25 protein-coding genes and 1 tRNA gene are annotated in these 23,950 nt (G+C 42.7%); 13 read left to right on the forward strand and 13 right to left on the reverse strand.

Going from position 1 to position 23,950, the window contains the following annotated elements; genetic code table 11:
• Positions 1–246: 246 nt before the first annotated feature.
• The 5 genes from ACTXGH_RS00410 to ACTXGH_RS00430 all read left to right on the forward strand — a co-directional run bounded on the left by ACTXGH_RS00410 (position 247) and on the right by ACTXGH_RS00430 (position 6,176).
• Positions 247–1,878, forward strand: coding sequence for a di-heme oxidoreductase family protein (locus ACTXGH_RS00410; protein ID WP_439262001.1), 1,632 nt, complete (start codon positions 247–249; stop codon positions 1,876–1,878).
• Between the two features lie 135 nt (positions 1,879–2,013).
• On the forward strand, positions 2,014–3,162 hold the full coding sequence (locus ACTXGH_RS00415) for an imelysin family protein (RefSeq protein WP_439295781.1): 1,149 nt from the start codon (positions 2,014–2,016) through the stop codon (positions 3,160–3,162).
• 3 nt (positions 3,163–3,165) lie between these two features.
• Positions 3,166–4,680: a DUF1513 domain-containing protein gene (locus ACTXGH_RS00420; RefSeq protein ID WP_439295780.1), complete on the forward strand. Its 1,515-nt coding sequence runs from the start codon at positions 3,166–3,168 to the stop codon at positions 4,678–4,680.
• Between the two features lie 197 nt (positions 4,681–4,877).
• The gene (locus ACTXGH_RS00425) at positions 4,878–5,465 is read left to right on the forward strand and encodes a M48 family metallopeptidase (RefSeq protein WP_439261995.1); all 588 of its coding nucleotides are present in this window, start codon (positions 4,878–4,880) and stop codon (positions 5,463–5,465) included.
• A gap of 108 nt (positions 5,466–5,573) precedes the next feature.
• Positions 5,574–6,176 (forward strand): methyltransferase domain-containing protein, encoded by a 603-nt coding sequence (locus tag ACTXGH_RS00430; protein WP_439295779.1) that lies wholly within the window; start codon positions 5,574–5,576, stop codon positions 6,174–6,176.
• Here the strand turns inward: ACTXGH_RS00430 and ACTXGH_RS00435 are convergent.
• Positions 6,157–6,825 (reverse strand): HD domain-containing protein, encoded by a 669-nt coding sequence (locus ACTXGH_RS00435; protein ID WP_439295778.1) that lies wholly within the window; start codon positions 6,823–6,825, stop codon positions 6,157–6,159. The genes ACTXGH_RS00430 and ACTXGH_RS00435 overlap by 20 nt on opposite strands.
• A 47-nt stretch (positions 6,826–6,872) precedes the next feature.
• Positions 6,873–7,781, reverse strand: a complete 909-nt coding sequence (locus ACTXGH_RS00440; RefSeq protein ID WP_299217766.1) for a hydrogen peroxide-inducible genes activator — start codon at positions 7,779–7,781, stop codon at positions 6,873–6,875.
• Between the two features lie 293 nt (positions 7,782–8,074).
• Here ACTXGH_RS00440 and ahpC point away from each other — a divergent pair, with 293 nt between their 5' ends.
• Both ahpC and ACTXGH_RS00450 read left to right on the forward strand, forming a co-directional pair.
• A complete protein-coding gene (gene ahpC / locus ACTXGH_RS00445; protein WP_439261989.1) occupies positions 8,075–8,641 on the forward strand; it encodes an alkyl hydroperoxide reductase subunit C in 567 nt (188 codons plus the stop codon).
• Between the two features lie 268 nt (positions 8,642–8,909).
• Positions 8,910–9,776, forward strand: coding sequence for an SDR family oxidoreductase (locus ACTXGH_RS00450; protein ID WP_439295777.1), 867 nt, complete (start codon positions 8,910–8,912; stop codon positions 9,774–9,776).
• Between the two features lie 130 nt (positions 9,777–9,906).
• Here ACTXGH_RS00450 and ACTXGH_RS00455 read toward each other — a convergent pair whose 3' ends face one another.
• Positions 9,907–10,155, reverse strand: a complete 249-nt coding sequence (locus tag ACTXGH_RS00455) for a YdcH family protein (protein ID WP_439261986.1) — start codon at positions 10,153–10,155, stop codon at positions 9,907–9,909.
• Between the two features lie 504 nt (positions 10,156–10,659).
• Between ACTXGH_RS00455 and ahpF the strand changes: the two genes are divergently transcribed.
• Positions 10,660–12,237: an alkyl hydroperoxide reductase subunit F gene (gene ahpF, locus ACTXGH_RS00460; RefSeq protein ID WP_439295776.1), complete on the forward strand. Its 1,578-nt coding sequence runs from the start codon at positions 10,660–10,662 to the stop codon at positions 12,235–12,237.
• Between the two features lie 66 nt (positions 12,238–12,303).
• Here ahpF and ACTXGH_RS00465 read toward each other — a convergent pair whose 3' ends face one another.
• The 5 genes from ACTXGH_RS00465 to ACTXGH_RS00485 form a co-directional block, all read right to left on the reverse strand.
• On the reverse strand, positions 12,304–13,164 hold the full coding sequence (locus ACTXGH_RS00465; protein WP_439295775.1) for a bile acid:sodium symporter family protein: 861 nt from the start codon (positions 13,162–13,164) through the stop codon (positions 12,304–12,306).
• A 229-nt stretch (positions 13,165–13,393) separates the two neighbouring features.
• Positions 13,394–13,726: a protein tyrosine phosphatase family protein gene (locus ACTXGH_RS00470; protein ID WP_439261980.1), complete on the reverse strand. Its 333-nt coding sequence runs from the start codon at positions 13,724–13,726 to the stop codon at positions 13,394–13,396.
• A gap of 132 nt (positions 13,727–13,858) precedes the next feature.
• On the reverse strand, positions 13,859–14,185 hold the full coding sequence (locus tag ACTXGH_RS00475) for a protein tyrosine phosphatase family protein (RefSeq protein ID WP_299217749.1): 327 nt from the start codon (positions 14,183–14,185) through the stop codon (positions 13,859–13,861).
• Between the two features lie 208 nt (positions 14,186–14,393).
• A complete protein-coding gene (locus ACTXGH_RS00480; RefSeq protein ID WP_439295774.1) occupies positions 14,394–16,112 on the reverse strand; it encodes a SulP family inorganic anion transporter in 1,719 nt (572 codons plus the stop codon).
• An 84-nt stretch (positions 16,113–16,196) separates the two neighbouring features.
• Positions 16,197–16,652: an ArsR/SmtB family transcription factor gene (locus ACTXGH_RS00485; protein ID WP_439261976.1), complete on the reverse strand. Its 456-nt coding sequence runs from the start codon at positions 16,650–16,652 to the stop codon at positions 16,197–16,199.
• A 183-nt stretch (positions 16,653–16,835) separates the two neighbouring features.
• Between ACTXGH_RS00485 and ACTXGH_RS00490 the strand changes: the two genes are divergently transcribed.
• From ACTXGH_RS00490 to trxA, 3 genes are all read left to right on the forward strand, one after another.
• Positions 16,836–17,705 (forward strand): MBL fold metallo-hydrolase, encoded by an 870-nt coding sequence (locus tag ACTXGH_RS00490; RefSeq protein WP_439295773.1) that lies wholly within the window; start codon positions 16,836–16,838, stop codon positions 17,703–17,705.
• A gap of 56 nt (positions 17,706–17,761) precedes the next feature.
• Positions 17,762–17,944: a YgaP family membrane protein gene (locus ACTXGH_RS00495; RefSeq protein WP_439295772.1), complete on the forward strand. Its 183-nt coding sequence runs from the start codon at positions 17,762–17,764 to the stop codon at positions 17,942–17,944.
• A gap of 107 nt (positions 17,945–18,051) precedes the next feature.
• Positions 18,052–18,489, forward strand: coding sequence for a thioredoxin (gene trxA / locus ACTXGH_RS00500; protein WP_439295771.1), 438 nt, complete (start codon positions 18,052–18,054; stop codon positions 18,487–18,489).
• 118 nt (positions 18,490–18,607) lie between these two features.
• On the opposite strand, the gene ACTXGH_RS00505 is transcribed toward trxA, so the two are convergent.
• The 4 genes from ACTXGH_RS00505 to ACTXGH_RS00520 form a co-directional block, all read right to left on the reverse strand.
• Positions 18,608–19,009 carry a hypothetical protein gene (locus ACTXGH_RS00505; protein WP_439261970.1) on the reverse strand — a complete coding sequence of 134 codons (402 nt, stop codon included), beginning with the start codon at positions 19,007–19,009 and terminating at the stop codon, positions 18,608–18,610.
• Positions 19,010–19,167: 158 nt separating this feature from the next.
• Positions 19,168–19,527, reverse strand: coding sequence for a SirB2 family protein (locus ACTXGH_RS00510; protein ID WP_439295770.1), 360 nt, complete (start codon positions 19,525–19,527; stop codon positions 19,168–19,170).
• A gap of 74 nt (positions 19,528–19,601) precedes the next feature.
• Entirely contained in the window at positions 19,602–19,922 is a 321-nt protein-coding gene (locus ACTXGH_RS00515) for a BolA family protein (RefSeq protein ID WP_439295769.1), read from the reverse strand.
• A 196-nt stretch (positions 19,923–20,118) separates the two neighbouring features.
• A complete protein-coding gene (locus tag ACTXGH_RS00520; protein WP_439261965.1) occupies positions 20,119–20,931 on the reverse strand; it encodes a M48 family metallopeptidase in 813 nt (270 codons plus the stop codon).
• 424 nt (positions 20,932–21,355) lie between these two features.
• Here ACTXGH_RS00520 and ACTXGH_RS00525 point away from each other — a divergent pair.
• Together ACTXGH_RS00525 and ACTXGH_RS00530 are read left to right on the forward strand one after the other, a co-directional pair.
• Positions 21,356–21,430 (forward strand) — tRNA-Gly (locus tag ACTXGH_RS00525).
• 286 nt (positions 21,431–21,716) lie between these two features.
• Positions 21,717–22,508 (forward strand): glucose 1-dehydrogenase, encoded by a 792-nt coding sequence (locus ACTXGH_RS00530; protein WP_439295768.1) that lies wholly within the window; start codon positions 21,717–21,719, stop codon positions 22,506–22,508.
• A 143-nt stretch (positions 22,509–22,651) separates the two neighbouring features.
• Here ACTXGH_RS00530 and ACTXGH_RS00535 read toward each other — a convergent pair whose 3' ends face one another.
• The gene (locus ACTXGH_RS00535) at positions 22,652–23,908 is read right to left on the reverse strand and encodes an amidohydrolase family protein (RefSeq protein WP_439295767.1); all 1,257 of its coding nucleotides are present in this window, start codon (positions 23,906–23,908) and stop codon (positions 22,652–22,654) included.
• Positions 23,909–23,950 lie beyond the last annotated feature (42 nt).

Consider the following 23,950-nt stretch of genomic DNA (forward strand, 5'->3'; position numbering starts at 1 on the left):
CTGTTTAAATAGATTGGTTTATACTGCTTGTCATGTCTGTTGAGTCATTATAAGTTTGTAAGACAAGTCCTGATAAAAGCGTCAATCAGATATAATATATACGTTGCTGGCAATGGTTGGCAGCGTATTTTTGAGCATTAAAATAAGCCGATAGGCCAGTGTGTACCAGTATATCAGTCAACAGACTGATTAAAACCGTATAGCATCTGATTTTAATGGTTCTACTTGTGAACTAAGGCAACTTCTATGAGCGTCACTTCTGCCAAACCCTCTGCCATCCCTGCTTTAATCCTCCAACGTACTATCTATAAACTTACGCTAACACTCATAGGCGCAGTGGCGATCAGCGCTTGTCAACCGACTGATAGTGTATCTGAAAATAAAAACGAGGTAGCGGATAGCGCAGAGGCACAAGCGGTCACACCTAAGCGTGCTCAAGATATTGAAGCGCTGGCGGGCGTGCCAATGACGCAGCTTGCGACATTTGACCCGCAAGAGATCAAGCAAGGCGGTGATACTGGTATTAGCATTACGAGTAGCGAGAGTTACTCTAAACCGTCCTCCAATCTATCGGCCTCACGTAAGGGTAGCTTTTTTATTGGTAATGCGTTCTTTCGCCAGCCATGGGTCGTCGCCCCTGCCAGTACCGATAGCCGTGATGGTTTGGGCGCGTTATTTAACGTCGCTGCCTGCCAGTCTTGTCACATCAAAGACGGCCGTGGTCATGCGCCGATGAGTAGTGAGGACGATGCCGACAGCTTGCTGATTCGTCTAGCGATGCCTGCGACTACAGCTGAGGAGCGTCAGCAGCTGCAAGACTCGCTGATCGAAAAAGTCGTCCATCCAATGTATGGCGGCCAACTGCAAGATCGCGGTATTCAGGGCGTGCCCGCTGAAGCACGTATTAGTGTGCAGTGGACCGACAAGCCCGTTACTTTTGCTGATGGTCACGTTGAGACCCTGCGCGCGCCAACCTTTGATCTGACACGCCCAGGTTATGGCGCGTTTGATGACGAACTAATGGTGTCGCCGCGCGTTGCTCTACCGATGATAGGGCTTGGGCTGCTGGAGCAAATACCTGACGACGACATTAAAAAACAAGTAGTGGAAAATAACAGTGACGATATCAGCGGTAAGTTTAACTGGGTTATGGATCCACAAACAGGTAAAACTGCATTGGGACGCTTTGGTTGGAAGGCCGGCCAGACTAAGCTTTTAACACAAAACCAAAGCGCCTTTAATGAAGATATGGGGTTGACCTCTAACATTCGTCCTCATGAATCCTGTATGCCAACGCAGACAGCGTGTGTCAACGCGACCACGGGCGCTGATGAGCAGGTCAATGGCAAGCCGCCTGTGGAAGTCAATGATGAAGTGGCCAAGTTTGTCGAATTTTATACGCGCAATCTTGCCGTCCCGCATCGCCGCAATGCCGACGATAAACTAGTACTTGCGGGCAAAAAACGCTTTTATGATATGGGTTGCCAAAGCTGTCATACGCCAAGATATCAGTTGCCAAAAACCGACGATGACCATCTTGAGCAGCATGGACAAGTGATCTATCCTTATACTGATTTGCTGCTGCATGACATGGGCGACGAGCTTGCCGATCGGACGGCCGCTGGTAAGCTGCCGCCAAAAGACACGCAAGTAGAGTTTTTAGCCAATTCCTATGAATGGCGAACGCCAGCTTTATGGGGGATTGGCCTTGCGCAAACGGTCGATCCACAAGCGACGTTTCTACACGATGGCCGCGCTCGTACATTGATGGAAGCTGTACTTTGGCATGGCGGTGAGGCAGAAAAACAAAAGCAAAAAGTACTACAGCTAGATAAGCAAGGACGCGCTGAATTGACAGCGTTCTTACAATCGTTATAAAAAGAGCCGTTATAAAAGCGCGGATCAGCGTTGATCGTTAACGGCTACAATTTTAATGACTGAATATATTGATATTACTGTGATTGCTTTTATCAACTTTTCAGCCATCATGTTCATACAAATACCGAGAAACTTATGAAAATAAACCATGCTTTAGCGATGACGCTCTCTGCTTTGAGTGCTGGGCTACTGATCAGCTGTGTCAAACCTGCAGATGAAAACAAAACGCCAGAGACTGATAGCCAAAAAGTCGTACAAGATAGCGCTACTACGTCTTCTGTAAACGATAAAAATAATAGTATAGAGAAAATTGTCGCTGTCGATATTAGTGCTGAGACAGAAAAAACCTATCTGACTCACGTGGCAAATGATATCGTTATTCCCGCCTATGCTGATGCTGTAGAGCAAAGCGAGCTGATGCATAAACTGGCGCAAAAGCATTGTCAGTCAGGAGCAGTCAGCGGTGATGAGCTACAAGCGCTGCGTGATCAATGGCTGATGTTAGCCCAAGCGTGGGCGCGCGCTGAGATGATCAATTTTGGCCCTGCGACCGCCAGTATGAGCAACTTATATATCAATTATTATCCTGATGAGCGTGGACTGGTACATAGTGGTGTGGCAGATCTTATCGCTGCCAATCCAAACCTAAGCGCTGAGCAGCTCGCTAACGAAAGTGCCATTGTACAAGGAGTGCCAGGGTTGGAAGAGGCACTTTATGCTAACGAGAGTTTGGATGCTGGCCAGTGTGCTTACGTGATAAGCGCAAGTCATGCCTTGAGTACGCGCTTACAAGATATCGGAAACCACTGGCAAAAGAATGCCACTGAGCTGTTGGCAATTGATAAGACGGTAGATAGCGATCAAGGCTTGAACCAATGGTTTAATTCTTTGTTGTCGTTGGTTGAGACCATGAAATCTAACGCCGTTGATCAGCCTTTGGGACTGACGGGTAAAGCCAAAGGTCATCTACCAGCCGCGACAGCGGGTCAAAGCCGCGCCATCATCAATACCAAATTAGCCACGTTAAATGAAGCGCTGACTGATCCTGTCTTAACCGCTATCCTCGGCAGTAATAGCGAAAACGAAGTCGCTGATAATTTATCAACGGCACTTGTAGACGCCACCACTCTGTTGGCACAAATGCCAGAAGATATTGCTACAGCTGATAAGGCCGTGCAGCAAGAATTATATGATCATCTGACTACCATTACCCGTATTATGAAGCGCCAGATGATTCCGACACTCGGTATTCGTGTGGGCTTTAATAGTACTGATGGTGATTAAGCAATGCATAAACGTATTAATGAAACGAAGACTAGCATGTTGGCGCTTGATATTAGCGATCAGTCCAGTCAGAGGTTATTAACGTCATCTGTGCTGACAGCGCTCGCTAGTATCACAGGCACGGCAGCACTGGTCGGCATCCATCATTATTATCGAAAGCGGCACCAGCCCGATGCAAGCTTGCAAGATTACGTGACCGGTGTCCGCGCACAGTGGCAGGCATGGCAGCAAGCGTATCAGCAGTATTATCAAGAGACAACAAATGCTCCTGATTTTACTGCTTTGCATACCACCACCATGGTGGCACGTCCCGTAAGCTGGGTAAGCGGTGTGGCATCTATGCCAAAGAATATTACTGGTGCTAATAGCTCTAACAGGCAGCTTGACAGCGACTTTGGTGTCGTCGGTATCGATGCTGATAGACAGATCGTCTGGCAGACCACCATGCCTGAGCGTGTGCACGATATCGTTGTGCAGCCATCTGTTGATGATTTATGTGGTATGCCGCATGTTACTCAAGATAGCGTGAAAAATCAGCCTCCTTGCCGTGATGTCGTGGTGATGGGTCGTCGCCCTAGTGAGAGGTTTTGGGTGCTAGACACCGCTAGTGGACAAGTCACGAACGCTATCAAAGCGGTAAGCCAGCGGCATTTTTATGGTCATGCTTGCTATAGCTTAGATGGAAAGCTTTTATATGTGACTGAAAATGATACAGTAAGCCTAGATGGTAAAATCGGTATCTATGACGCTGCTGATGGCTATAAGAAAATCGCAGAATATGACGCTTATGGTATCGGCCCTCATGAGCTGATTATGCATCCTGACGGCAACACACTAGTGATCGCCAATGGCGGTATCAAAACCGAGCGCGCGTCTCGAGAAGAGCTAAACCTCGATAGCATGCGCCCTTCGCTTGTGTATCTCAATCGTCATACTGGCGCATTGCTGGAGCAAGTTATCCCAGCGCACAATCAGATGAGTGTGCGTCATCTCGCTATGCATGACGATGGTACAGTGATGATTGGCATTCAGTTTCAAGGGGATAAACATATCAATGTACCACTGGTACTGACGCATAGGCGCGGTGATGCTAATTTTGAACCGCTCATCATGCCTCATGATCAGTGGCAGCGCTTTCACCAGTATATCGCCAGTGTCGCTGTCGATAGCGAGTGTGATTTATTGTGTGTCACCACGCCCATCGGCGGCTGTGCGGCGATTTACGATTTAGATACGCGGCAGCTAATTGATGATGTCAGTTTGCCAGATTGTGCTGGAGCTTCTATGTTAGCCAGTCAAGCCTTTAAAGAGCAAACTTCTAAAAAGAGTGGCAGCGAAAAATCAGGCTTTATCGTTAGTGATGGACAAGGGCAGTTAACGACGTTAGAAATACAAGATACGTTAGCGTCAGGCGCAATCGACACGCGTAAGATTGAAAGAGTTCCGCGTATTATCAAAGACAGTCAGGTGCATCAGATGTCTTTTGACAATCATTTGCAAGCACTGCAACTGGGGTAAGTGCTAAATAAAAAATCATAATAATGGTCGATGGGCATAATCGTCCTTATGTGCTGCGAAAAGCTTATCTTCGTAGCTTTTATTTAGTAGCCCTTATTTTTCAGTGGCGCAACTCTAACGATGACTAAGCAAGGAGATGTGGCATCAGTTTACATACGATTAGACAACATCTTGCGCAGGCCGGCATTGAGCTATACGTGACCAAAAAACGCGTCAAAAATATCAATTTTCGCTTGAAACCCTATGCTTTGATGGTGTCTGTCCCAGTATTTATCAGTACAGCGCAAATTGAGCAAGCTGTTGCCAAGCGCATACCTTGGGCGCTTGCCAATCATGCCCAAGTTTTAGAGCAGCACCAGCGTAAACAAATCCATTCAGCACAATTTTCAACCGCTGACAGCCCTGTTTTGCTTTGGGGTACCGAGCAATCTATCACCCTCAGCCATGATGAAAAACTCGCCTATTATCGGCAACATCTCGCTTCTATCATGCCATCGCTGTTTGAAAAGTGGCAACCAGTGATCGGTGCTTATGCCAATGAAATACGCCTAAAAAAAATGCATACGCGCTGGGGCAGCTGCAATACGCGAGCGCGGCGAATTTGGCTGTCTATATATTTGCCAGCCTATCCGATTGAGTGTACTGAATACGTCATCGTTCATGAGCTGTGTCACTTACATCACGCCAATCATAGCCATGCTTTTTGGCAAACGGTGGCGACAGCGATGCCAGATTATCGGCACTGGCATGATATGCTGGCAGGTAGGACAGGGCAGTTGGATTAGGGATGGTATATTAATAATAGAGTCAATTAACCTGCATAATACTGATATGATAGCCCATAATGGTACAAAGCGTATTACTTAAAACAAGTAAGCAAGGATAAATATCATATGGAAAACGTCAATCAAGCCGAGTTTTGGCAGCAACGTTATAAGACGGGCAGTATACAATGGGATATGGGGCAGGTATCACCGCCGCTCAAAGCTTATGTAGATCAATTGCCTGAATCTGCTAAGCAGCAGGCCATTTTAGTGCCAGGGGCAGGTAATGCTTACGAGGTTGGCTATCTGCACGAGCAAGGCTTTACTAATGTCACGTTGGTGGACTTTGCCCCAGCGCCAATTAATGACTTTGCCGAGCGCTATCCTGACTTTCCGACTGAACATTTAATCTGTGCTGACTTTTTTGAATTGTCTGCTGAGCAGTATCAGTTTGATTGGATACTTGAGCAGACGTTTTTTTGTGCGATAAATTCGTCACGCCGTGATGAATATGTCCAGCAAATGGCAGCGCTACTAAAACCGCAAGGCAAGTTAGTTGGCTTATTATTTAACGTCGATTTTGGACGTCAAGAACCACCTTTTGGCGGTACAAAAGAAGAGTACCAACAACGTTTCGAGAAGCATTTCGATATTGAAATAATGGAAACGAGCTATAATTCACATCCTGCACGGCAGGGCAGTGAATTATTTATTAAGCTGCAAGTAAAGTAAGTTCGCGTTTGATATTATCCCGTGCTTGCATCTCAAGCCGCTCATAGTAATAGTTGGTCAGATAAAGTTTAGGATGCGCCAAGAGTCCGTTTAATACAGCCATTCGTCCCGTACAATAATCCGTCAGCGGAACGTGACTATATTCTTGGCGTACGGCTTTTGTATATTGTTCATACTCAGGCCAAGACGCACCCAAAACACTCAAATCCATATCTAGTAAATAAGCGGCATCACTGATTTTGTTAGGGTTTGCCAACTCATCAAGCTGATGGTTAGCGGTCATCATGATAAGCGCTGAGATATACTGGCATTGTTCAACGCTTAGGTAGTGACTTAACGCTTCTACAGCATGTTCTGCACTTTTTTGTTCGTTATTAGTGCTTGTTGGATTGTATATCACATCATGATAATAAAGCGCTAATGCAATGATATGTGGCTCATAAAGCTTATGCTTAACCTGTTCAAACTGTGCAAACAATTGCTGAAGGTGGCGTAGAGTATGATAAGCACGTGTTGCTTCATTATAGCGAGTAGCGATATCTTGCCAAAGCGCATCAACCTCCGCCGACTTGATATCACTATCAATCGCAGATAAGTGCCTTGCAAAACCAAGACCAAGCGCAGCTTCTGTTTGCGACAAATCGTCCATATTTTACCTTTATGACGGTTAATGAGCTAATACACTATACCGCCCTATTACTCTTTGTCAGCAGCTTCTTCAAACGCTTGTTTAAACACTTTACCGAGCAAGTTAACATCATCGACGCGCGCATAGTTTAGTCGAGTTACAAAGGCGATATGACGATGGGGCCCTTCCTCTGCTAGCGGTACAGCGACTGCATTTTGATTTTCTAGATGCAGCTGATCTAACGCCATTTCTGGTACTAACGTCGTCCCCATATTGGCAAGTGCCATCTGTATCAAGGTATTTAAACTGGCATCGGAAAAGCTCGATTTCATTTGCTCACGATCAAAGTGACAGACCGATAATGTTTGATCAGTCAAGCAATGTCCTTCACCAAGTAGCATCAAATTGGCTGTCGCGAGCTCATCAGCATTGATGGTCTCAAGCTTGGCATGGTTATCATCTTTGGGAAATACAGCAAAAAAGTCCTCACTCCAAAACTCAAAACTATGCAGCCCATCGACGGCATATGGTAGGGCAATAATGGCAGTATCGATATGTCCGTAGCGGACCTGTTCGAGTAGGCGCTCGGTTTGTTGCTCAACGATGGTCATACGAAACTCAGGATAATGCTGTCGCAGTGCGGGCAATACTTTGGGAAGTAAGTATGGCGCAATCGTTGGAATAATCCCGACCGTCATCGGATAAGCAAGTGGCGTCTGATGGCTATGCGCGCGCGTGGTCAGATCACTGACTTCAGAGAACACCCGCTGCGCTCGCGTCAAAATATCTTGTCCAATCGGGGTGATAAGCACTTGCTTGTTATTACGCTCAAAAATCTGCGTATCAAGCTGCTTTTCTAACTCAGCGATACCGAGGCTGAGCGCAGATTGTGAAATGTTACACTCTTCAGCTGCGCGTTTAAAGTGACGGTGTTTCGCAACGGCTAAGGCAAATTCAAGTTGACGTAAAGTAATCATAAAACCTCTCTATTAACGAGCTTGTTAACACAATTTATTATAGTAATTTAACCGAGACAATAATTTGACACAAGGTGGTGATTTACCTATAAAACACTGATGATAAAAATTAGAGATAATAGTTTAACAAGTTTAATAAAACAAAACATCACATTAAAAACTTTTAACTGGATTAACCATAAAATTCGCGTATAGTTTGTCTGGTAGCCAAGAGAGTTAAAGGCTTAGCAGAAATAGTCAAATATATGACCAAAATTTATTTTAAGAACATTCAATCAAAAAAGGAGCCAATCATGGCAGCTATTATCAATCAAGAAATTCCAGAATTCTCAACAGAAGCTTTTGTAAATGGTGAGTTTAAAACAATTACTTCAGAAGACGTAAAAGGCAGCTGGGCGATCTTTATGTTCTACCCACATGACTTTACCTTTGTTTGCCCAACTGAATTAGAAGACATGGCCAACCATTATGAAGAGCTAAAGGGCCTCGGCGTTGAAGTATACGCAGTATCAACTGACACGCATTTCGTACACAAAGCATGGCATGATTCTTCAGAAGCGATTGGTAAAGTACAGTATCCAATGCTAGGCGACGGTACTGGTAAAATTACTCGTGGCTTTAACATCATGATCGAAGAAGACAACGCTGCGCTTCGTGGTACTTTCTTAGTAGATCCAGATGGCCTAATCAAAGTTGCTGAAATTCATGACTTAGGCATTGGCCGTAGCGCAAAAGACATGGTTCGTAAAGTAAAAGCGGCCCAGTATGTGCGTGACAACGACGGTGAAGTATGTCCAGCAGCTTGGGAACAAGGTCAAGCAACGCTAAAACCAAGCCTTGATTTGGTTGGTAAAATCTAAGTAGTCGATTTATTATTTAGATACTTCTATAGGACTGGCTACTAAGTACGTTTAGAGCTAGTAACATAGACAAAGACTCTATCAGCAGATGTTGATAGGGTCTTTTTTTACATCTCGTCTACAGGCTGACACCAGATTTTACCTAATCCTTATTTTAGATTCTTTAAGCTGATAACAAGCTTTAAACGATAAGAAGCGGTGGGTTATTCAAAAGCTCGTTTAATCACGACTACTATAAGAATGAATATGATAATAAAGGAGTAAAATCATGAGTAATCAATCAGAAAATAAAGATTTTCCTCATCAAGAGCAGTCTTTGCCAGGTTCGCAAAAACAACAACACCCAAATCCTGAAGTATTGCCGCGCGACTATCCAAACGGCAAGCTGGCTGGAAAAGTGGCGATTGTGACGGGATCCGATAGCGGTATTGGCCAAGCGGTAGCTATTTTGTTTGCCAAAGAAGGCGCAGACGTGGTGGTAAGCTACCTTTGTGAAGATGAAGATGCCAAAGTGACTAAAAAGCATATTGAGTCTTATGAGCGCCGCTGCCTATTGGTTGCCTCTGACTTGTCAAAGGAGGCTAACTGTAAAGAGCTGATAGACAAAACGCTCACTGAGTTCGGCCGTATCGATATTTTGGTCAATAATGCGGGCCGACAAGTCGAGCAGCAAACGCTAACGGATATCAGCACCGAGCAGCTCAACGAGACAATTCATACCAATTTTTATCCGCATTTTTGGCTGAGTAAATATGCCCTGCCACATATGCAGGTGGGCAGTAGTATCATCAATACTACCTCTATCACCGCCTACCGAGGTAGCGATCATCTCATTGATTATGCAGCGACCAAGGGCGCTATCTTGTCCTTTACCCGTGCGCTCTCCAACAATTTGATGGGTAATGACAAAGGTATTCGAGTTAATGGTGTCGCACCAGGACCGATCTGGACACCGCTTATCGTGGCATCATTCACGCCCAATGAGGTCGAAAAATTTGGTCAAAGCTCGCCGATGGGACGGGCGGGTCAACCGAACGAGGTCGCGCCTGCTTACTTGTACTTAGCAAGTGATGATGCAAGCTATGTGACAGGCCAAGTGATACATGTCAATGGCGGCGAAATCATAGGCGGTTAATAATTATTGATAAATATTCAAAGCGATTCGTTAGTTGTGCTATGAAATAAAACCCCCATCAGTAAAAGTTGATAAGGGTTTTATACTATTAAAAAATGTTTGTATTTTTGCACTAATAAGATATGAAGCGCTAAGCCTGAGATTGTAGTTTATTTTTATCAATTATTTTATAAATCTCATCTTTTAAATATAGCTTTCGTCGCTTCATTTTTTCGATTTCGTCATCTCTACTTGCATGTGTAACCATATCTTTATCAAGCTGATTGATTTGCTGATCAAGCGCTGTGTGTTCATCAAAAATACTGGCAAAATGGCTATCTTTCTGCTTAAGTTCGGCAATAATGTCTCTATTGTCTTGTAACGTATCAGTCTTTCTCATATTGTCATCCTTGTTATAAAACACAACCCTGCAATAAGCATCAGTGTCTTGTCTTAAAGGTTGTCATGATGCATTGCTCTGATTGTAAGTCTTAGGTTTTATTGAACCTAGTTGAGGTTTGATTCAATAGTGATAAAGCTTAATATCAGCAGAAATGTCTTTCGATAAACCAGCATAAAAGCGAATCTGCCACTAGACAAATAGGAACTCTTCCTATTCGCTTCATTTGATTGTAGCGAAAAAATCACGGCTATACCATGGTTATTATTCGTCCATAAGTTTATATTTAATTAATTAAACGTATTTACGATTTGTTTTATAAAACATAAAGTTTGAGTTTACCAGCTTGCTCAAAATCATGAAACCTATGATAATAGGGACATTAAAGGGTATCAGCCTATTGTTTATAAGATATTAAACAAAATTGTTAGTACTAAAAAATTTGTATTCAAACGTACAATAGGCGCATTGCCGTTACATAACCAATAATGATAAGGAACAAATATGATAGATCAAAGCTTATTAGATGCTGTCAAAAGCTATAGTGAAAACATGACTCGTCCGATTACCTTTGTATTGGGTAGTGGTGAGCATGAAAAACGTGACGAGTTGGTTGATTTTTTGACCAAAATTGCTGGTACCACCGATAAGATTAACTTCGATGCACAAATAAACGACGACAGCTTGCCAAGCCCAATCAGCTTTGCGGTTCGTAGTCATATTGATGAGACACCTACCGATACAGGCATTGTATTTAGCGGTATCCCAGGCGGTCACGAATTTACGTCGCTTATCTTAGCAATTCTTCAGGCTGGTGGACATACATTAAAGCTAGATGAAGGCATTCAAAAGCTCATTAAGCGTTTTAATAAACCATTACAGTTCCAAACCTACGTATCGTTGTCTTGCCACAGTTGCCCAGAAGTTGTGCAGGCGTTGAACCAATTCGCACTCTTAAATGATGATATCAGTAACGAGATGATCGATGGCGCGCTGTTCCAAGAGCAGGTTGAGGCGAACAATATCCAAGGCGTACCAGCTGTATTTTTAAACGGTAAGCCATTTGCGAATGGTCTGATTGATACCGCTAAGCTGATCGAAAAGCTACAAGAGCAGTTTCCTGATTTATTAGCAGAAGCGGGTGGTGACGAAGAGCAGTTAGAGCAGCAGGATGTTACTATTATCGGTGCGGGACCTGCTGGGGTAGCGGCAGCGATTTATACTGCGCGCAAAGGTCTTAAAGTGACGATGGTCGCTGACCGTATTGGTGGACAGGTAAAAGACACACAGGATATCGAAAACCTGATTTCTGTACCCTTAACTAACGGCACTGACTTATCGACCAATTTTGTGAAACACCTACATGAATATAATATTACGTCAAAAGAGCATGTCAGTGTTAAAGAGATTGGCGAGACCAAAGACGAAAATTATAGCATCCATCTTAACACGGGTGAGACGTTTGAGACTCGCAGTATTATTCTAGCAACTGGTGCCCAATGGCGTAAGCTTGGCGTACCAGGTGAAGAAGAAAATGTCGGTAAAGGTGTTGCTTACTGTGCGCATTGTGACGGTCCTTTTTTCAAAGGTAAAGATATTTCAGTCATTGGCGGCGGCAACTCAGGTGTGGAAGCGGCGTTAGATCTTGCAGGTATTGTGAAGCATGTAACGGTACTCGAGTTCGCTGATGAATTAAAAGCGGATCAAGTATTGATTAATAAAGCTAAAGAAAAAGACAATATCGAATTTATCACTGGTGCAGCGACGCAAGAGATTAAAGCGACTGATGGCAAAGTGACTTCTATCGTGTATCAAGATCGCAGCTCAGGTGAGACCTATGAGCGTGACTTAGCAGGGGTGTTCGTACAGATTGGCTTAGTGCCAAATACTGGATTTATCAAAGGCTTTGTCGATTTAAACCGTTTTGGTGAGATTGAGATTGATGAGCGTTGCCGCACTGACCGAAAAGGTATCTTTGCTTGTGGAGACGTGACGACTGTACCCTTTAAGCAGATTAATATTGCAATGGGTGAGGGTAGTAAAGCAGCACTGTCAGCGTTTGAATATTTAATCATGCAGTAAGCTGTTCAGCTACAAAGTTAGTTTAAGAAGCCACCTCTTTTGAGGTGGTTTTTTTGTCAGATATAATCAGTTCTTATTTCGAATCAAAGCAATAATCGGTAGCGCAATCACATACATGAGCACCCCATATACGGCGGCAGGTAGGGCGATAGCGGGTAAACCAACCGCTGTTCCCATAATAATAGGGGCTAAAGTAATCGCAGTTGTACTGTTTTGAATGCTGGTCTCTATCGAAATCGTTTTGGTGTCAAACCAGCTAAGTTTTGACACCTTAGACGTTAAAATGCTTAATACAAACAACGCCATAATAATAAGAACTAGCTCAAGTCCCATCGATGTTAACTGTGACTTTAGTAGTTCCCAGTTAGAAGCGATGGCTGCAAAAACAATCAACACAAAAAAGATACTGGCCAAGCTATTTAGAATGCTGCTCCTACGCACCATAAAGCGAGTGAATTTACGGCGAGCGAGCATGCCGAGGGTCACAGGTAGGGTGGTCAATAAAAACATGACAAGACCAATTTTGATAGCACTAATAGAGCCTGCTTGCCCTTTCATAAAATGATTAAAAGCCAGAGTGATCAAGATAGGCAAGGTGACGACTGATAACAAACTGACCACACCAGTGAGCGCAACAGAAAGTGCAACATTACCTTTAGCATAATAAGTAAGCATATTACTGGTCACGCCGCCTGGGCAAAAACTAATCAGCATAATACCAAAGGCAATTTCTGGTGGCGGTGCCATTACTAAGACAACTGCTAAAGCAATTAAAGGGACCAAAACGACTTGATTCATTAAGCCTACAAAAAAGGCTTTGGGATAGGTAATAATAATTTTAAAGTCGCTAGGTTTTAGCCCTGTTCCTAAGGTAAACATGATATAGGCGAGTGCCAGAGGAAGTAGCGCCAATGCGGTATTACTCATGAAACGTTCCTTGTAAAATTAACAGTCATATCAGAATGACTCTTTAAATAGCCCACAATCCTTGTGGCAATAACATTATAAATATACCCTAAAACATACTTACAGATACAATAAAAGCCCATATATTTATATGAGCTTTTAGTTATTTCGCTAAGTTTTGACTGTCAGGATTTATCTCAGTAGTATTACATCGGTTTTGAATTGCATTATCTATCCTAAATTGGATAGATCAGTCGTCTAATAAATCCATACGCTTAGCAGCTTCATAAATACCTGTCGAGCGATTGCCCGTACGGCAGAATATGAGCATTGGCTGCTCGGCTTGATTAAAAAAATCTGCAAATTCTTCGACGTGATTTTGATTGAGATCACTACCTGCAAATGATACTTCTTTATAAGCAAGACCTGCATCGGTAGCAGCCGCTTCAATATCAGCACTGGTTGGCTGGCCTGGCTCTTCGCCATCGGGACGATTATTAATAATGGTCTTAAAGCCATTCTCAGCAATCATAGGGATTTGATCAGGGGTGATTTGTCCAGTAATACTAACTTGATGGCTCATAAGAGCTCCTTTTTTAGAATGATTTATTAAATGTAGTTAGTGTCTGTTTAAGACGTTACTTTCTCAGATACGTTATTTCTTAACAGATACGGTTTTTGAGACCCATTGTTTTAAGCTAAATATATATAAACGTTATAACAAACCTTGCATCAACGCACTTTGGTACAGTAGCTTGGCGCGTGCCCCAGTCCCGCAAAACATCAATATAGGTTTGGGTGCGGTACGATAAAAATCAGCAAATTGCTGCACAGTCATCATACTCAAACGCTCATCATCAAAAGGTAGATGATGATAAGTTAGGTTTGCTTGCTCGGTAGCTGTGGCCAAATCACAGCTATTAGGCTGCGTATCAACCTCAGCATCAGGACGTATATTGAGCACTGAGCGATAGCCAAGCTCGGCGATTTTGATACATTGGCTTGGATAAATTTGTCTATAAATGGTTATATCATTGGTCATAACTGTATTCAATTGAGTTTGTTAAAGTAGGGTTATCAAAGAAGATTGTAGCGTATTAAACCAGTAAAGATATGGAAGCTAATAGAGTCTATTTCAACCAATTTGTCTATACAACAAGATAGCATAATACGTACTCTATCATAACGATATTTTGTGACAGACGACACCAGCAATTGATGCTATGTCGTAAAAACCCAGTCATCGCTCGCTATCTTTTAGTGCATTCTTTTAATGCGTTGACGGCATCTAAAGTGCTTAGATACACCTGCCCTGATAGCTTGGTAATCAGTGAAGTATGACCAATGACATCCATGACTGGCCCTTTTACAAAGCTAAAATGCAGGCGTTTATTTTGCAGCGCTAGCTCATCATTAAGTGTGCTGAGCATTTCTTGCGCAGTCAGGTCAATATGATTGACTGCGGACATGATTAAGATAAGTTCATTCGCGTCTGGGTAGCGCTGCAAAGCGTTTAAAATACGCAGGTGTACTGACTCACTATTACCAAAGAATAGACTCTCATCAATACGCAATAGTAATAAATTATTAAAGGTCACTACATTATGACGGTTGATATTGCGAAAGTGTCCTGTACCGTTTAACTGTCCAACGATGGCAACATGCGGCTTACTCGATTGCCAGATAAGGCTGGCGAACGATACCATCAAACCGATAACCAGTCCAATATTCAATCCGAATATTAGCACGCCTGCAAACGCGGCGATAAAATTTGCTGCATCCAATCGATCTCGCTGCCACGCAGACTTTAACGTGTCAATGTCAATCAGTCCAATAATGGAGGCCATGATAGTTGCACCAAGCAAAGCATAAGGTAGTGGAGCAAGTACATGACCAAAAGCGATCAGTGCGGCAATCATCACTAACACCGTAACCAGACTGGCCACCGGAGTTTTAGCGCCTGAATCAACGTTGATAGCAGTACGTGAAAAGCCACCAGCGACCGCAAAACTTTGAAACAGTCCGCCAGATAGATTGGCAAGTCCAAGTCCAGTCAGCTCGCGGTTGGCATCGAAGTTTTCACCGCGTAGCCGGGCATAAGTGCTAGCAACTGAGCTGCTGGACACAAATATAATAAGCGCCATCAGTCCTGCTGTTGGTAGCAGTCTAAGCGCTTCTTGAACATCTGGCACATGAGGTACCGTAAAGCTTGGCAATCCTTGCGGAATACTACCGATGGTTGCCACTCCTAGCGCATTCCAGTGCAATGCCATACTCAGCAAAATTGCGATACCAAGTAAGATAAGTGGGAACAAGCGCTCCGCCCATTTGGTATAAGACGATGATAGCCATGTGCGCCATACCCATCTGCTCGCATAGCGATTTGTTACCAAAAGCGCGAAGGCGACAGTACCAATAAGTAGCGTCAACGGATGTAGCTGACGGGCATACAACTGCATACTCGACAAATAGCTGATTAAGCTGCTACCAGAGACGGGGATATCGGTTAAATATTTAAGCTGGCTGATAAAAATTAGAACAGCGGCTCCGCTCACGAACCCTGCTGAGACCCCGCGACTGATAAACTGCATGATCCAGCCAAGCTTAAGACGCCCAGCTATCCATAGCAGCGCTCCTATCATAAATGCAAGAAGGCTTGCCATCAGCGCATACTGCTCAGCACCCTTATCGGCATAAGGTAGTAGGCTACTGGCCGTCATGATCGCAGTGATGGCGACGGGACCGACCGCTTGTACATTACTAGAACCAAGCCAGGCATAGACGATGACGGGTACAATCGCTGCATATAGACCATAAACGGGCGGTAACCCTGCCAGTACAGCATAGCCAAGGCTCTGCGGAATGACGAGTACCCCTACGACCAATCCAGCGATGACATCAGTTGGTAAGGTCGTAAGCTGGTATTGACGCAGCCATGTAGGAATCAAGCGAGCAGCGATAGTAGGCATGTCAGTACGTCATCACATCAAAAATCGTTATCACAATGGATAGCATTTTTATACTAAGTTCAAGTGTTTGAATGCAGCACTATATTATTGCTCTGCCTTGGCACAAAAACGTTGATACAGTAACTCTAGTACCGCTAAAGCATCATCGCTTGCGATACTGTAGTAGATTTGCTTGCCCTCACGGCGAGTAGCGACCAGATCATCTTTACGCAATATCCCTAGCTGTTGTGACAGACTTGGCTGCCCGACACCGACCAAGCTTTCAAGCTCGCCGACGCAGTATTCACCTTGAGTTAGCTGACACAATAATAGCAGGCGATCAGGATGTGAGAGCGATTTTAGTAGTTGGCTGGCTTGCATGGATGCTTGCTGCATTTGTTTGGCAAGATCGATAGGGGCAAAGTCTGCTGAATTAGACGATGCATCGTCATCTATACTGTGAGTAGATGTACCCAGTGCTGAAATAGAAGTAGTCAGAATGAGCTCCTTAAATAAGATAGCAATATGTTTTGGATTATTATCTAACAATATATGGTTCATTATCAATGATATCACCAATTATATCAAGTTATCATTATTTACATTATATAAATTGATAAATTGTATGATCATTGTTATATTGTTAGACATAGATAAGTAGTCGGTATGTCAAATATTATATACGATTCAATATCATACTTAAGTGTTATTTAAAGTTTCAAACATTCTTATAGCGAGGTTGGCATGCAAGTTCATTCTTTCTTACATAACGATACTGAAACGTACACACACGTACTCGCTGATGTTGAGCAAAAGTTATGTGCCATCATTGACCCGGTATTAGACTTTGATGCCAAATCTGGCCACACTGCCACCAGCAGCATCGATGAAGTCATTGCGTTTGTCCGCGAGCAAGGCTGGGAGCTGGTCTATGTTATCGAAACGCACGCCCACGCCGATCATATATCAGCGGCCATTCATGTCAAAGAAATGCTTGGCGGTCAGTTAGTGATAGGTCAGCATATCACTGAAGTACAAAAAACCTTTAAACAAATCTTTAACTTTGATACCCGTTTTCGTACCGATGCCAGTCAGTTTGATATCTTGATAGATGATGGTGAGATATTAGAGATTGGGAGCATTACTATTACGGCGATGTATGTGCCAGGTCATACGCGTGCTGACATGGCCTATATCGCTGCTGATAAAGAAAATACCGTGGTGTTTGTCGGTGATACTTTGTTTGCCCCTGATGTAGGTACAGCGCGCTGTGACTTTCCAGGTGGTGATGCTAAAGCACTGTATCAGTCTATCCAAAAACTGTTGGCACTTCCTGAGGATACCATCATGTATCTATGTCACGACTATCCAAGTAAGGGTCGCAAGCATTGTCCAACTACTACAGTTGCAGCGCAAAAAATGGGTAATATCCATGTAAAAGAGGGTATTAATGAGGCAGAATTTGTGCAAATGCGCGAGCGCCGTGATGCCACTCTTGAGATGCCGCGTCTGATCATTCCAGCGGTACAAATCAATATTGATGCTGGTCATTTACCGTCGCCAGAAGACAATGGTATTCGCTATCTAAAGGTACCGATTAACGCATTGGGATAAAGCTACTGGCTAACTTGTTTTTAAAATACTAAGTGATAAAGCTTAAAGAGTCAGAAATGAAGGCAAATGTCGGAAGTACTGAGAGAACGTTACGTATTATAGCTGGGTTGATCATTATTGGGCTGGGAGTGTATTATCAAAGCTTATGGGGTGTGCTTGGGTTAATACCTTTGCTAACAGGATTATTTCGTTTTTGCTCTTTGTACAGAATGCTTGGCATGAACACTTGCAAGCGTTAAGCTACTACTACAAGTCTCAGCATGAATAAATGAAGACATAAGAAATAAAGATCTACAATGCTATCAATAATTGTCTTTGCTATTTGTATTTGTATAGGAGTTCTATAATGAATGAGCAAAATTGCCATCTTGTCTGTCCACATTGTCAAGTGACCAATCGCGTGCCAGCCGCACGGCTTAGTGCTGCACCAAATTGTGGTAAATGCAGTCAACCATTATTAACTGGCAGCCCACATGAGCTAAACGCACAAACGGCTAGTAAAGTCATTCAAAAAAATGATGTGCTGACTATCGTTGATTTTTGGGCGAGTTGGTGTCAGCCTTGTATTATGATGGCACCGCAGTTTAAAGCGGCTGCCAATCAGCTGCCACAAGTAGTCTTTGCTAAAGTCCAAACGGACAAATATGAGCAAGCTGCCGCGCCCTATAATATTCGTAGCTTACCGACGATGGTGGCTTTTAGAGGCGGCAAAGAGATCGCGCGACAGTCGGGCGCGCTGCCAAGCCAGCAGATCGCCCAATGGGTACAAAGCTTACAAACATAACAACTGGTTTAAATTTGTTTTTTGCAAACCAAAAAAGCCAATACGTTGATGGCGTATTGGCTTTTTTTAGTGACTTAAAGACAGTATTTTATCAGTACTGTATGCAAATTATTTTAACTTATTCGCCATAAATTTTGATGCCATTGACGAAGCTACAGCGCTGGATACGAGCAGATTGGACTATCGCATCACGTTCGCCGTAGAGCCGTGAAAGTTTAGCATCGCGGGCTTTGGTATTGTTGCTTTTACCTACACCAAAGCTGATATTAGGCGAGATACCCCAGCGCCCAGCAGAGACACCAACACCTACCCCTGAAGCAGACAACGTTGATTGCTGATTACGAGCCGATTCAACGTAACGGTTTATACGGTTATATTCTTGACTAAGTGCTTGGCAGTCATAATTTTGATAGGTACTTGGTGGCACATATTGCGGGGTAATATTACCAGTTGAGGCGCAGCCAACAAGACCAAAAGCGCCAACTGTTGCCACTAGGGTTGCGGCGGTAAGAATGTTCATAATGGCTCCATAAGGCTAAGTTGTTGTAATTGCTATTATTGTACTCTTAATGAACATACTTTCAATCACTAACATTTAAAGTACGCTGATTATTAAATGATCTTTTATAGGCTCATTTATACGTAAATATTGTGTATTAAATTAATATTACTTCAATATCAAAACAAGTTTGCAGGTTTTGTGAATGCAAGTATTACAATACCGATATACGCAATCGCTGAAATTAAAATCCCTGTCTTTCTTTGAATAGGTGTTGCATGATTGTGAAAGGCTTTTATGCTTGCACTGATGGCAGCAACAAGTAAAATAATTTTGGCAAATACCCATTGTATAGGGGCGTTTGCACTCATTAATTGCATCAACATTAAAGCCCCTGAGAAAATAACTAAAGCATAAACAATATGATTGGCTACTTTTACCATCTTTGGCGCGCGTCTGTTGGCACTTAATACTAGATAGCTTTGATATAAGAACAATACAATTACCAATACTGCCATTAGCATATGCAAGTGTTTCATTGAGTATCGTCTCCTCTAAGGTTACGGCAATTAGACTTATTATTTGTGTCTGATGATTGTTCAAGTAGGGTTTATTATTTGTTTTGTCCAGCACACAATGGGCTGTCTGGACTTTGACCTTGCCATTCTGTTGGCGTATAGGCATGAATAGCCAGTGCATGCACCGAGCCGCCTTGAGAAGTAAGTAGGGGCGCGACTAGACCATAAACCAGTTGATGACGAGCAACCAAACGCTTACTCTCAAAAGCATCGCTTACGATGGTAAGTTTAAAATGGCTTTCTTTGCCTTCAAAATAACCAGCGTGGTTCATTGATTCATTGATTAGCTCAATATACTGCGGTTGTAATGATTTTAGCTCAGCATTTAGCGCATCAGCGGTAGGGGTAGTACTCATAGCAGTCCTTTTTTATATCGTGTCAACGTCTATTACGTATTAGCACCTTTCGGTGATTTATGATCGCTATTATAGCAGACACTACCAATGATACTTTGTCATTCAATAGACATTAAGCTTGTAACGACAGCAGTAAAAAAGCAGAGTGCAAACCATGGTTTGTACTCTGCTTTATACCCCATCCAAAAATACACAATTAACGACGTGTTCTTTGGTAGAGTGGCATGACTTTGGGCATCAATGATTGCAATTGTGCAATGCGATTGCTACTGGTTGGGTGAGTGCTCAAAAATTGCGGTGGCTCGCCTTGGCTGGCACGTTGCATTTTTTGCCATAAGGTAATCGCAGCTTGTGGGTTGTAGCCTGCGCGTGCCATTAGCTCTAAACCGATTTGATCAGCTTCTGCTTCTTGAGTGCGGCTATGCGGACGACTCAGACCGAGATCACCAGCGACGTTTGCAAGCTCGGCCTGTCCTTGCGATAGACCAAAGATGCTCGCGGCGACACCGATGCCTGTTTGAGTTGCATACTCACGTGAGAGGCGCTCGCGAGAATGCTCACGAAGTGCATGAGACATCTCATGACCCATAATTGCAGCGATCTCATCATCAGTTAAATTCAGGCGATCGATAATACCTGAATAGAACATGATTTTACCGCCTGGCATAACAAAGGCGTTAAGCTGATCAGACTTTATCGTATGTACTTCCCATTGCCATTTAGCAGCGTCTGGACGATATGTACCAACTTGACCAATTAAACGATTAGAGATGTTTTTTAGGCGATTCAGTTGTGCCTTGTTAGTGTCGAGCAGACCGCGCTTGCGAGCTTCTTGTAGGTTTTTATTATAACTCTGAGCTGATAGCTGTTGTACCTGTTCACTAGAAACCAATAAGAACTGTTGACGATCAACACCAACGGCACCGCTATTGGTTGTGCTCGTACAACCTGTTAAAGTGAGTGCCGATAACGAAGCTGCCATCACTGTGGTGGTAAGCATTTTTCTCATAATAAATATCCTCATTATAAATAGTAAAAAGTTGATCAAAGCTAATCTAGTAAATAAACAGACTATTATTTAAATTTTCATATTGTTTGTCAGCTTACCTACGCTACCAATAAATTTTACCCGAACTTTTGTTAAACATAAGTATAATAATGTTAATAATGAAAAACAAAGGTGGAAAAAGTAACAAAATAAAGTATCCCTGTAACTAAGGCGATGATGGATGGTCTTATTATTTTTTATTGTGAGTTAATGAAAAATTTTGCTATATCAATAGGTTATATGGATGCTTAACGTTATCTAGTACTGGATTTAATAATATTACTCATAAACTTTAAAAAATATATTGACACGCTCAGGATTTTTGCTAAAATAGCCAGCCTATCAAGACGTAGTCGTTATTAATAACGGTATGGTTTGATATTTAGCGGGATTAGCTCAGTGGTAGAGCATAACCTTGCCAAGGTTGGGGTCGAGAGTTCGAATCTCTTATCCCGCTCCAAATATGGCTCTTTAAGAGCACTAAAGCCTCACTTTATAGTGAGGCTTTTTTTATGTGTAAAATTTTTATTATTTAGTTTTTTGATTTTTTTATCTTATAGTTCCAAATTTATATCATTTATCTAAACAAAATTAACTTATAGATAATCGTTACAAAAGACGGTCAATCTGTCACATTAAGTCAAATTAATAGGCGCATACTTATTACTGTCATTCGAACAAGAGTGACAATCAAATCATAGATAACCATCTAACAATTATATAAATAATAATTATAAGGGATAAGTATGCAGAAATTTCAACATAAAGCATTTAATGAACTATTTGATTTGTCAGGTAAAGTGGCTATCGTCACAGGCGGCGCAAATGGTATTGGTAAAGCAACCGCAATGCGCTTAGCAGAGGCGGGCGCTAATATCGCTATTGCTGATCTAAAGTTAGAAGATGCTAAAGCTGCTATTAAAGATATTGAAGCACTAGGGGTCAAAGGTTTAGCGGTCGAGTGCAATATCCTAAAAGATGATGATTTAGTCGCTATGGTTGATCAAGTAGTGACAGAGTTTGGAGCGGTTAACATCTTAATCAATAACGCTGGCGGTGGCGGCGGTGGTAAAGAAGATCCTACTAAAATCTCAGTAGATGATATCCGCCGCGACTTTGAGCTAAACGTTTTTAGTGGCTGGCGTCTGTGTCAGTTGTGCGTGCCATACATGAAAGAGTCAGGTTATGGTTCCATTGTGTTTACCACTTCCATGTCGAGTGTGAATAAAAGCCCAAATATGAGTGGTTATGCAGGATCAAAAGCCGCTGTCAATCATATGGTGGCAAACTTGGCACATGATTTTGGCCCTGAAGTACGTATTAACGCAGTTGGTCCTGGCGCGACGCGCACGGCTGCGTTAGAGAGTGTATTGACACCTGAGATTGAGAAGAAAATGCTCGCAAATACGCCTATTAAACGCCTAGGTGAAGCCGATGATATCGCCGGTGCTATGTTGTATTTTGCTGCGCCTATATCGACTTGGGTCAGTGGTCAAACTATCTTTGTAAATGGTGGTGGTGTACAAACCTTGGATTAAGATTTGCGCGATTACTGCAAAATCAAAGTATTAAAATAAAAGCATCATCTGACTTTTGACTAGATGATGCTTTTTTTATTCTAACGTTGATACATTATAGTAGAGATTTAAGTATTTCCATCAGTACAAAGACTTAAGCATGTTTATTCAAAGCAAATATAAGCCGCTTCATTGCAAAAAGTCTGCTTGCCATTTTTAAAACCCGCGAGCGCTTGTGCATTGGTGCGGATCGCTTCTACGGCACTCTTGGCTTCTAATACGATGAGCGTTGCCGGCGCACCAACGATGATATCGCTCTTAACCGCTAATAATTTAGCAGCATTTTTGGTAATCATATCAAAGGTATCGGTAAGCTCATCATCCGTAGATAGTTGTGCAATATTGGCATACATGTTAGCCATTCTGATTAATGACGCATCACCATAAGGCGTAAAGGCGTTCAAAATATTATTGCTAGAGATTGTTGTATTAAGTCCCAACGCTGCAAATTGATTCGCATTGACTGTGCCTCTAGGTATCAGGGCTTCATAGTTGCTACCGTTGATATAGATATCAGTAGCTGGTAGTACAATCAAGGTGATGTCTGCTTGTTTGAGCAATCCTGCCATCTCACCGCGCTTCATTTTATCCATAGCTGACAGTTTGGTAACGTGACCGATAGAGACGCGGCCTTGATAGCCACGCTTAATAGTCTCTTCTGCTACTTTTGGAATGCTTGAACCTTGTGGATCTAAATCAAAATCTAAATGAAAGTCGACATTGACATCAAACTGCTCAGCAATGTCAAATATCATCTCGATGTGCTGGTCTGGATTTTCATCCTTATACGGGCAGCCCCCTATTAGATCAGCGCCTTGCTCAAGCGCCTGTTGCAACAGCTCATGAGTTTTGGGTTTAGTGGTTAGGCCCGACTGAGCAAACGCGCAGATCTCAATATCGATAGCAAAAGCGTACCTATCTTGCGCTCTTTTTATCGCCTCAAAGCTACGTAATTCTGTCTTCTCATCAGTCTCTACAAAGGTACGTAGACCTACTGTGCCTTTTTTTATTGCCATCTCAATAACTCTTGAGGCGCGCTCAAATACGTCTTGTTCGGTAAAATCTTCTTTAGCTTTACCTGTCTCTTCAACCGCTTCCTTAAGTGTGCCTTCTTGTACGCTACACCGATCTAAAATGCAGGCTTTATCAAGATGAATGTGACTCTCAAAAAACCCTGAGCACACAAAGTTGCCTTTAGCATCGTAAACGTTTTTGGAAGTTTTAGACTTTTTGTCCGATTCGTTATCAGTGATATAGTCTTCTACAACGTCTATATTAGCAATATGTCCATCTTTTATGTGAATATCGACAGGGTACTGATAATCCATTAGTCTGGCATTTTTTATTGTTAAATCCGTCATTGTTATTATCCTATTTTAGGTAGTATGCGCTTATTATACTTT

Origin of the sequence: Psychrobacter sp. 1Y10, from assembly GCF_052259005.1 — a bacterium.
In the GTDB taxonomy this organism is placed as follows: Bacteria; Pseudomonadota; Gammaproteobacteria; order Pseudomonadales; family Moraxellaceae; genus Psychrobacter; species Psychrobacter saeujeotis.